The organism is Streptomyces sp. NPDC012466 (genome assembly GCF_042955215.1).
Classification (GTDB): Bacteria; Actinomycetota; Actinomycetes; order Streptomycetales; family Streptomycetaceae; genus Streptomyces.
Window position 1 is genome coordinate 142204 of sequence record NZ_JBIBEQ010000015.1, and the last position, 9834, is coordinate 152037.

At 70.9% G+C, this 9834-nt stretch carries 8 protein-coding genes; 1 reads left to right on the forward strand and 7 read right to left on the reverse strand.

The window, feature by feature from the left end; all coding sequences use genetic code 11:
* Positions 1-16: 16 nt before the first annotated feature.
* Positions 17-451 carry an ATP-binding protein gene (locus tag ACFY9E_RS37930; RefSeq protein WP_390992660.1) on the reverse strand — a complete coding sequence of 145 codons (435 nt, stop codon included), beginning with the start codon at positions 449-451 and terminating at the stop codon, positions 17-19.
* Positions 452-568: 117 nt separating this feature from the next.
* Complete coding sequence (locus ACFY9E_RS37935) at positions 569-2467, reverse strand: AMP-binding protein (protein ID WP_390992663.1); 1899 nt, start codon at positions 2465-2467, stop codon at positions 569-571.
* Positions 2468-2618: 151 nt separating this feature from the next.
* On the opposite strand from ACFY9E_RS37935, the gene ACFY9E_RS37940 reads away from it, so the two are divergent.
* Positions 2619-2852 (forward strand): DUF6480 family protein, encoded by a 234-nt coding sequence (locus ACFY9E_RS37940; protein WP_390992666.1) that lies wholly within the window; start codon positions 2619-2621, stop codon positions 2850-2852.
* 28 nt (positions 2853-2880) lie between these two features.
* On the opposite strand, the gene ACFY9E_RS37945 is transcribed toward ACFY9E_RS37940, so the two are convergent.
* The 5 genes from ACFY9E_RS37945 to ACFY9E_RS37965 all read right to left on the reverse strand — a co-directional run.
* Positions 2881-3969: a glutamate--cysteine ligase gene (locus tag ACFY9E_RS37945; RefSeq protein WP_390992669.1), complete on the reverse strand. Its 1089-nt coding sequence runs from the start codon at positions 3967-3969 to the stop codon at positions 2881-2883.
* A gap of 108 nt (positions 3970-4077) precedes the next feature.
* A complete protein-coding gene (gene glgB, locus ACFY9E_RS37950; protein WP_390992671.1) occupies positions 4078-6285 on the reverse strand; it encodes a 1,4-alpha-glucan branching protein GlgB in 2208 nt (735 codons plus the stop codon).
* Between the two features lie 3 nt (positions 6286-6288).
* Positions 6289-7659 carry a maltokinase gene (locus ACFY9E_RS37955; RefSeq protein ID WP_390992674.1) on the reverse strand — a complete coding sequence of 457 codons (1371 nt, stop codon included), beginning with the start codon at positions 7657-7659 and terminating at the stop codon, positions 6289-6291.
* 28 nt (positions 7660-7687) lie between these two features.
* Positions 7688-9406, reverse strand: coding sequence for a maltose alpha-D-glucosyltransferase (treS, locus tag ACFY9E_RS37960; RefSeq protein WP_390992677.1), 1719 nt, complete (start codon positions 9404-9406; stop codon positions 7688-7690).
* A partial coding sequence (locus tag ACFY9E_RS37965) for a DUF3459 domain-containing protein (RefSeq protein ID WP_390992680.1) occupies positions 9403-9834 on the reverse strand: 432 nt, incomplete at its 5' end. The genes ACFY9E_RS37965 and treS, both read right to left, overlap by 4 nt.

The window sequence follows — 9834 nt, forward strand, 5'->3', positions numbered from 1 at the left end:
GCCCGTGACGCTCGGCTCACCAGGGCATGAATACGTGCACGTCCTTGCCGTGGTCGTCGGCCACCACGCTGACCTGGTCGCACAGGGTGTGGATCAGGTGCCAGCCGATGCCCCCGCCACCGCTGCGCGGGTCGAAGGGGCGAGGGGCGGGCTCGGTGGTGCTGGTGTCGTGCAGGACCACATGCACCCCGTCGAACGTCCGGCGCATCCGCAGCGCGAACGGACCCGGGGCGTACTGGACCGCGTTGGCGGCCAGTTCCGTCACCACCAGCAGGATGTCGTCCCAGTACTCGGGGGCAGAGGGCGGGGAGGAGCGTGCCAGATCACGCAGGAACTCCTCCGCGGCCAGCCGCGCACCCGTCACGTCATGCGGCTCGCCCACGAAGCTGTTCGTGCGGCTCGGGATCTCCTCGGAGGTCAGGGCGTCGTCCCCACGCGGCTCGGTTGACATATCGCCTTTCCGGCCCGGGCGTCAGCAAGGGCTGTCGTCAGGGCTGTCGTCCTTTCTCTTGCGTCGCCACTGTTGCGTGTTCCCGACCGGGCGAGGCCTACGCGTCCGGTTGCACGCTCAGCGGAACACGTTGTCCGAATCGTCCCAGTTCGACGGTTCGTCCGAGGTGCTCGGCCGGGTAGGACGCCTGCGTGACTGGTACATCGCGTCGATCTCGGACGCATAGTGCCGCACGATCTCGTCCCGGCGCAGCTTCATCGACGGCGTGAGCAGTCCGTTGGTCACGTCGAACGCCTCCGGCAGGACCCGGAAGACCCGGATCGACTCCGATGGTGACACAACGCTGTTGGCCGCTGCCACGGCCCGGGCGACCTCCTCCCGCAGCGCGTTCTCCTCCCGCGCCTCCCGCATCTCACCCTGCAGGGCCAGCCCGGCCCGCCAGTGCGCCAGGAACTCCGGATCCAGTGTGATCAGGGCGCCCACACAGGGCCGGTTGTCCCCCACCACCACCGCCTGGTGGATGAGCGGGTGCATCCGCAGCCGCTGCTCCAGGGCCAGCGGGGCGACGCTCTTGCCACTGCTGGTGATGATGATGTCCTTCTTGCGGCCGGTGATCGTCAGATAGCCCTCCGAGTCAAGCTGCCCGAGGTCCCCGGTGGCAAGCCAGCCGCCGCGCAGCGCGGCCCGGGTGGCGGCCTGGTCGCCCACGTACCCCTGGAACACCGACGGGCCGCGCACCAGGATCTCCCCGTCCTCGGCCACCCGGATCTCCATGCCCGGCAGGGCCTGCCCCACGGTCCCGGACTTCTCCCGCCCCAGCGGCTGCATGGTCACCCCGCCGGAGGTCTCCGTGAGGCCGTACCCGTCGTGCACGTAGATGCCGATGCCCTCGTAGAAGAGAGACAGCTCGCGGCTGAGCGGTGAGCCGCCGGACGTCGCCCGCTGCACCCGGCCGCCCAGCGCGGCCCGCAGCCGGCGGTACACCGTGCGCTCGTACAGCGCGTGCTGGAGCCGCAGGTCGAATCCGGGCCCGCGCCCCCGGCCCAGGCGCTGGCGTTCCAGGGCCGCGGCGAAGTCCCGGGCGGTGTCGGCGGCCCGCTCGAACAGTCCGCCGTGGCCGCCCTGCTGCGCGGTGCGCAGGAAGTTCTTGTAGATCTTCTCCAGGACCGAGGGAACCGCGTAGAGGTACGTGGGGCGGAAGGAGCGCAGCGCCGACGACAGTGCCTCCCCGCTCAGCTCGGCCTGGTGTCCCATCAGCAGCCCGCCGCGCACGCACAGCCCCTGGATCATCAGCCCGTACACATGGGAGAAGGGCAGGAACGCGAGCACCGAGCCCTGCTCCCCGCGCGGTGCGGCCGTGTGCCCCCAGCCCGCCAGCAGCGTGTCGCAGGGGCCGGCGAGGTTGCGGTGGCTGAGCGCGCAGCCCATGGCATGACCGGAGGTGCCGGAGGTGTAGGCGATGACGGCCGTGGAGTCCGGCAGCACGATGCGGCGCATCGAGTCGACGGTGGCGATCGGGATGAACTCCCCGCGGACGGTGAGGTCCGCGAGGGCGCCCGCGTCCAGCTGCCAGACGTGGCGCAGCAGCGGGAGCGACGCGCACACCGAGCCGACGGTCATGACGCCCTGCTCGTCCTCGACCACCACGGCCACGCAGCCGGCGTCCCGCAGGATCCACTCCACCTGGTCGCGCGAGGACGTCGGGTAGACCGGGACGACCTCGGCGCCCACGGCCCACAGCGCGTAGCACAGGACCGTCCACTCGAACCGGGTGCGCGCCATGATCGCCACGCGGTGGCCCGGCGCGATCCCCGAGGCGATCAGCCCCTTGGCGACGTCCACGACCTCGTCGCGCAGCTCGACGGCCGTCACCTCCTCCCAGGCCGTGGAGGCGGGATCGGCCCGGCGGGCGAGCATCGGCCGGGCCGGTTCGCGGTCCGCCGTCTCGAAGACGCTGTCGGCGAGCCCGCCGGTCAGGGGCGCCACGGCCGGGGGAGCGAGGGCGAGGTCGCGCATGCACTGCTCCTGACGAGTACGGGGTGTGACGTTGCCGACGGGTACCGTCATCGGCGGTGCTCGAATGTAGTCGAGTCGAGACCCTTCGGGGTCGGAAAATACGGAAGTGGACCCGCTGATGATCTCGGCGTGATCGGGGGACACGGAGGGCATGACTCACATCAGTCCCGATCCCGAACCCGAACGCACCACCGGTCTGGAGCCCGGCGGCGGTGTACCGCCGGGCGAGACCCCGCCCGCGGAGAGCAGCATGCCGGAGACGCTGCCGCGGGAGACGCACAATCCGACCAAGGGCTGGGGCAAGGGTCCGCTGACCGTGATCATCGTCCTCGCGGTGCTGATCGCGGCGTTCTTCCTGGCCTACGCCCTCGTCCTGATCCTCTGAGACCCCTACCCCTGACGCACGGGACGCCTCACGACTGCGTGTGGTGGACGCACTCGGTGACGACGTCCCGCAGGCTCCCCGTGCGCTCCATCAGCGCGCGCTGCACCTGAGCGCCGTTGCCCTCGCGCAGCAGCTCCTCCAACGCCGCGCGGGCCTGATCGAGGTCGCCCGTGCTGTCGAGAGCCTCCTCGACATGCTCCAGCAGGGCGCGGACGACGGCCTCGGCCGGCATGCGCCGCATGGTCGCCGGGTGCAGCAGCTCGCCCGAGAGTCCGGACCGGGCGGCCTGCCAGTCGGCCAGCCGCAGCAGGCTGACGCTGTGGCCGAGCGGCTCACGGTCGTCCCGCCACTCGCGCGCGGCGGTCTCGACCAGCCCGCGGACGAGCGTGGCGATCAGCACGGCCGTGCCGGAGTGCAGACAGACGTCCGAGACGCGCAGCTCCACCGTCGGGTACCGCGGGGACAGCCGTGCGTCGAAGTAGATCATCCCGTCGTCCAGGAGGGCGCCGGTGGCCACCATGTCCGCGATCAGACGGTGGTACCGCTCGGGCGAGCCGAAGATCTCGGTCGGGCCGGCCGACGGCCAGCGCAGCCACACCCGGCTGCGGTAACTGCTGTACCCCGAGTCCTTGCCCTGCCAGAACGGCGAGTTCGCGCTCAGCGCCCGCAGGACCGGCAGCCACGGCCGGAGCCGGTCGACGACCGCGACGCCCTCCTCGTCCGACTCGACCGACACATGCACATGACAGCCCATGACGAGCTGCTCCCGGGTCGCGATGCCGTACTGCTCGGCCATCCACTGGTAGCGCCGGCCGACGCCGACGGCGGGGCTGACCGGCAGCGGCGAGGTGGCGAGCGCCGCCACGGTGCAGCCGATCTCGCCCGCGTGCCGGGCGGCCTCCTTGCGGCAGCGGACGATCTCGGCGCGCAGGCTCTCCATGGACGACTGCGGATGGGTGGCGAACTCCAGCATCTGCTCGTGGAGTTCCTTCTCGAAAACGTCCTGATCCGCGTCGTCCTTCTCCGCCCGGGCGAGGACCGCCGCGGACAGCGCCCGCGGTTCTCCGGTCTCCGGATCCACCAGGAGGAGTTCCTCCTCCACTCCAACGGTGCGCACCTGATGCCCGCCCTTCTGGCCCTGCCGAGTCGTACCACCGGGTGCTCCCGGTGGTACGACCTAGTGCCCCTCACAGGCGGGTAGGACACCTGGTGGGACGACGGGACTTCACACAGCGAACGGCGTCAGCCACACCGTGGCGAGCGGGGGCAGCGTGATCCGGACCTGTCCGTCCTCCGGTTTGACCGGATTCGGGTTGGTGACGCCGCTGCCTCCGTAGCGCGTGTCGTCGGTGTTGAGGCGTTCCTCCCAGGCGACGACGTCACCCGGCACCCACAGGCCGTAGTCCTGCCGGACCACGGGGGAGAAGTTCGACACCGCCAGCAGCGGACGGCCCTCGGCGTCGTAACGCAGGAACGCGAGGACGTTGTCGTCGGCCGAGTCCACCGCCACCCAGCGGAAGCCCTCCGGGCGGGTGTCGCACTGCCACAGCGCCGGCGTCGCCCGGTAGGCGGTGTTCAGGTCCCGCACCAGGTCGCGCACGCCCCGGTGGTCACCCGCCGAGTGATACCCGTCGTCGAGCAGCCACCACTCGGGGCCGTGCTCCACGGACCACTCCGCCCCCTGCGCGAACTCCTGTCCCATGAACAGCAGCTGTTTGCCGGGGTGGCCCCACATGAAGCCGAGGTAGGCCCGGTGGGTGGCGCGCCGCTGCCACCAGTCGCCCGGGATCTTCGACACCAGCGCCTGCTTGCCGTGCACGACCTCGTCGTGGGAGATCGGCAGGACGTAGTTCTCGCTGTAGGCGTACACCATCGAGAACGTCATCTCGTGGTGGTGGTACTTGCGGTGCACCGGCTCGTGGGCGATGTACTCCAGCGAGTCGTGCATCCAGCCCATGTTCCACTTCAGCCCGAAGCCGAGCCCGCCGGTCTCGGTGGGCCGGGTCACCCCGCCCCAGGCGGTGGACTCCTCGGCGATCGTGACCACGCCCGGGGCCCGCCGGTACACCGTCGCGTTCATCTCCTGCAGGAACGTCATGGCCGCCAGGTCCTCCCGGCCGCCGTAGGCGTTGGGCTCCCACTGGCCGTCCTCACGGGAGTAGTCCAGGTAGAGCATCGACGCCACCGCGTCCACCCGCAGGCCGTCGATGTGGAACTCCTCGCACCAGTAGACGGCGTTCGCGACGAGGAAGTTGCGCACCTCGGTGCGGCCGAAGTCGAACTCGTACGTGCCCCAGTCCGGGTGCTCCGCGCGCCGGTCGTCCCCGGGCTCGTACAGCGGCTCCCCGTCGAAGCGGGCCAGCGCCCAGTCGTCCTTCGGGAAGTGCGCCGGCACCCAGTCCATGATCACGCCGATGCCGGCCCGGTGACAGGCGTCCACGAAGAACCGGAAGTCGTCCGGGGTGCCGAGCCGGGCCGTCGGCGCGTAGAAGCCGGTGACCTGGTAGCCCCAGGAGCCGTGGAACGGATGCTCGGCGACCGGCATCAGCTCGATGTGCGTGAAGCCCATGTCCTTGGCGTACTTCGGCAGTTCCTCGGCGAGTTCGCGGTAGGTCAGCCCCGGCCGCCACGACGCCAGGTGCACCTCGTACACCGAGAACGGCGCCTCGTGCACGGGGGTGTCGGCGCGGTGCGCCATCCACTGCGCGTCGCCCCACTCGTAGTGCGAGGCCGTCACGATGGAGGCAGTGTTGGGCGGCTCCTCGCACCGGCGGGCCATCGGGTCGGCCTTGAGGAAGCGATGCCCGTGCCGCGAGTGGATCTCGAACTTGTACGGGGTACCCTCACCGACGCCCGGCAGGAACAGCTCCCACACGCCGGAGGCGCCCAGGGAGCGCATCGGGAACTGCGTCCCGTCCCAGTGGGTGAAGTCCGTGGCGACCCGCACGCCCTGCGCGTTCGGTGCCCACACGGTGAACCGGGTGCCGCTGACGCCCTCGTGGGTCATGGGCTGCGCGCCGAGCGCCTGCCACAGCTGCTCGTGCCGGCCCTCGCGGATCAGATGCAGGTCGAGTTCGCCGAGCGCGGGCAGGAACCGGTAGGGGTCGGCCGTCTCCTGCTCACCGTCCTCGTAGGCCACGTGCAGCGTGTAGTCGGGGACCGCGTCCAGCGGCAGGACACCCGAGAAGAGGCCCTCGCCCTCCGAGACGAGCGCGGTGCGTCTGCCGCCGATCACCACGCTCACGGCGCGGGCGAAGGGGCGCAGCGCCCGGAACACGACCCCGCCGGGCACCGGGTGGGCACCCAGCAGCGCGTGCGGATCGTGGTGGGCGCCCGCCAGCAGCCGCCCGCGGTCCTGCGGGCTCAGGGCGGGGGCGGTCGTGCTCGGGACCGGGCCGGACGGCTCCGGGATTGAGGTGTCGCGCAGGGCCACGGCTCAGTCTCCTCTCACGGCGAGGCGCTCGATCGCCGCCATCGGTACAGGCAGCCAGTCGGGGCGGTGCCGTGCCTCGTACAGCACCTCGTACACGGCCCGGTCCGTCTCGTAGGCGCGGAGCAGTCCGTGTTTCTTGCGGGGGTCCCAGCCGGCGCGGGCGGCATAGCCCGCGCAGTAGGCCTCGCGGCAGCGGCGGGCCCACTCCGGGCGCCAGGGGCGGCGCTGCCGGGCGGCGTAGTCGAAGGAACGCAGCATCCCGGCGATGTCCCGCACGGGGGAGTGGGCGCTGCGCCGTTCGGAGAGCGGCCGGGACGGCTCGCCCTCGAAGTCGATGACGAACCACTCGCGCCCGGCCCGCAGCACTTGGCCCAGGTGCAGGTCGCCGTGGATGCGCTGGGCGGGCGGCCCGGGGTCGCAGCCGGTGAGGGCGGCGAACGCGGTCCGCAGGCCCGGCACGAACGGCTGCAGCGCGGGCACGCAGTGCGCCGCGGCGTCCAGCCGCTCGGTCATCGCCGCCGCCGTACGCCCGTTCTCCCCGGGCTCGCCGACCGGGAAGGCCGACGCCAGTGCGAGATGCACCTCCGCCGTGGCAGCGCCCAGGGCCCGCGCCTGGATCGTGAAGTCGTCCCCGGCGGCCAGCGCGTTCAGCCCCAGCGTCCAGCCGTCGGAGGCGTCCCGCAGATACGGCTGGAGCACCCCGAGGGTGGCCTTGAACGGGTGCCTGGTCTGGAACCAGGCCACGGGCGCGGGCACGCGGTGACAGCCCTGACGGGCCAGCGCGCCCGGTACCTCCAGGTCCGGATTGACGCCCGGCTGGATGCGCCGGAAGACCTTCAGGATGTACTCGTCGCCGTACACCAGCGAGGAGTTGGACTGCTCCGCGTCCAGCAGCCGCGGCACGAGTCCCGCGGGCACCTGCTGGTCCGGGTCGCAGTCGAAGCGCAGCGGGCCCGCGGTGCCGGGGTGCCGCAGCCGGTCCAGCAGCTGCTGGGCCGAACGGGGATCCTGCAGCGCGTCGTAGACGGTCATGCCGGCCAGCGGCCCGTCCTGCACCTGCCCGATGAGCGCCCGCCCCAGACGCGGCGACGGCTGCTCCCGCACGCCGAGGAGCAGCTGGTAACAGTCGCCGGCCGGGGGAGCCCCGCCGGGCGAGGGCACACCCGTGTGCCCGGCGTGGCCGGCGTGGACCAGCAGGTGCAGACAGCCCGGGAAGAGCTCGGTCATCGACAGCAGGCCGAGCTCGGTGACGGGCCGGTCCTTGCCGGCGAACCAGCGCTGCCGGGGCAGCCAGTCGCGCAGCAGCCCGCCGAGCGACTCCATGGGCTCGGCCAGGCGGGTGAGACTCGGGCGGAGGGATGCGGTCTTCGGCATGGTCACGCCTCCTTTCGTCGGCGCAGGCTCACAGTCGCCGGCCGATGCGGGATGCGACTCGAGTGAGCCGGAACCAGTAGAAGCCGTGGCCCCCGAGGGTCAGCAGGTACGGCAGTTCGCCGATGGCCGGGAAGCGGACCCCGCCGAACAGCTCCACCGGGTGCCGCCCGGCGAACTCGCGCAGGTCGAGCTCGGTGGGCTGCGCGAACCGCGCGAAGTTGTTGACGCACAGGACCAGGTCGTCCTCGTACTCCCGCAGGAACGCCAGCACCGCGGGGTTGGAGGAGGGCAGTTCGGTGTAGGAGCCGAGCCCGAAGGCGGGGTTCTGCTTGCGGATCTCGATCATGCGGCGGGTCCAGTGCAACAGCGACGACGGCGACGACATCGACGCCTCGACGTTGGTCACCTGGTGGCCGTAGACCGGGTCCATGATCGCCGGCAGGAAGAGGCGGCCCGGGTCGCAGGTGGAGAACCCGGCGTTGCGGTCCGGTGTCCACTGCATCGGCGTGCGCACCGCGTCCCGGTCGCCGAGCCAGATGTTGTCGCCCATGCCGATCTCGTCGCCGTAGTAGAGGATCGGCGAGCCGGGGAGGGCCAGCAGCAGGGCCGTGAACAGCTCGATCGTGTGCCGGTCGTTGTCCAGCAGGGGAGCGAGCCGCCTGCGGATGCCGATGTTGGCGCGCATGCGGGGGTCCTTGGCGTACTCGGCCCACATGTAGTCGCGCTCTTCGTCGGTGACCATCTCGAGCGTGAGCTCGTCGTGGTTGCGCAGGAACATGCCCCACTGGCAGTTCGACGGAATGGCCGGTGTCTTGGCCAGGATTTCCGAGACCGGGTAGCGGGACTCGCGGCGTACGGCCATGAAGATGCGCGGCATGACGGGGAAATGGAACGCCATGTGGCACTCGTCGCCACCGTTCGCGTAGTCGCCGAAGTAGTCGACGACGTCCTCGGGCCACTGGTTGGCCTCCGCGAGCAGCACGGTGTCCGGGTACTGCGCGTCGATCTCGCGGCGGACGCGCTTGAGGAACGCGTGGGTGGCGGGCAGGTTCTCGCAGTTGGTCTCCTCGGCCGCGTAGAGGTACGGCACCGCGTCCAGCCGGAACCCGTCGATGCCGAGGTCGAGCCAGAACTTCAGCGCGGCCAGGATCTCCTCCTGGACGCGCGGGTTCTCGTAGTTGAGGTCCGGCTGGTGCGAGAAGAAGCGGTGGAAGAAGTACTGGCCCCGCACCGGGTCGAAGGTCCAGTTCGACGTCTCCGTGTCGACGAAGATGATCCGCGCGTCCGGGTAGCCCTTGTCGTCGTCGGCCCACACGTAGTAGTCGCCGTAGGGCCCGTCGGGGTCCTTCCTCGACTCCTGGAACCACGGGTGCTGGTCGCTGGTGTGGTTCATGACGAAGTCGATGATCACGCGCATGCCGCGCTGGTGTGCGGCGTCGACGAACTCCACGAAGTCGGCCAGGTCGCCGAACTCCGGCAGCACGGCCGTGTAGTCGGAGACGTCGTAGCCGCCGTCGCGCAGCGGGGACTTGAAGAACGGCGGCAGCCACAGGCAGTCGACGCCCAGCCACTGGAGGTAGTCGAGCTTGGCGGTCAGGCCCTTGAGGTCCCCGACGCCGTCGCCGTTGCTGTCCTGGAACGAGCGGACGAGCACCTCGTAGAAGACAGCGCGTTTGAACCACTCCGGGTCACGGTCCCTCGCGGGAGTGTCCTCGAAGGTGTCCGGCACGGGCTCGTTCACGGTCATGGCTTTTCTGCCCCTCCGTTCGCATGCGCGGCGGGCGGGGACTGGACGTGGAAAACGTGCGCGGGAGCCCGCCCCGGCTCCAACCGCACGTAGTTGTCGCGCCCCCAGCGATAGGTCTCGCCGGTGAGCTCGTCGCGCACCTGCACCGACTCGTGCCAGTCGAGGCCGAGTTGCGGCATGTCCAGCGAGACCGTGGCCTCCTGGGGGTGGTGCGGGTCGAGGTTGGCGACCACCAGGACGACGTCCGATCCGCTGCGCTTGCTGTACGCGATGAGCGCGTCGTTGTCGGTGTGGTGGAAGCGGAGGTTCCTGAGCCGGTGCAGCGCGGGGTGTTCCCGCCGGACGGTGTTGAGCCGGGTCAGCAGCGCGGTGATGGTGCGGCCCTCGCGTTCGGCCGCTTCCCAGTCACGGTGCCTGAGCTGGTACTT

What these genes read in the sequence shown, in the direction of transcription:
- ACFY9E_RS37940 (WP_390992666.1), top strand. Translation starts at nt 2,619, where the DNA reads ATGACTCACATCAGTCCCGATCCCGAACCCGAACGCACCACCGGTCTG.
- ACFY9E_RS37955 (WP_390992674.1), bottom strand. Translation starts at nt 7,659, where the DNA reads ATGCCGAAGACCGCATCCCTCCGCCCGAGTCTCACCCGCCTGGCCGAG.
- treS (WP_390992677.1), bottom strand. Translation starts at nt 9,406, where the DNA reads ATGACCGTGAACGAGCCCGTGCCGGACACCTTCGAGGACACTCCCGCG.
- ACFY9E_RS37935 (WP_390992663.1), bottom strand. Translation starts at nt 2,467, where the DNA reads ATGCGCGACCTCGCCCTCGCTCCCCCGGCCGTGGCGCCCCTGACCGGC.
- ACFY9E_RS37930 (WP_390992660.1), bottom strand. Translation starts at nt 451, where the DNA reads ATGTCAACCGAGCCGCGTGGGGACGACGCCCTGACCTCCGAGGAGATC.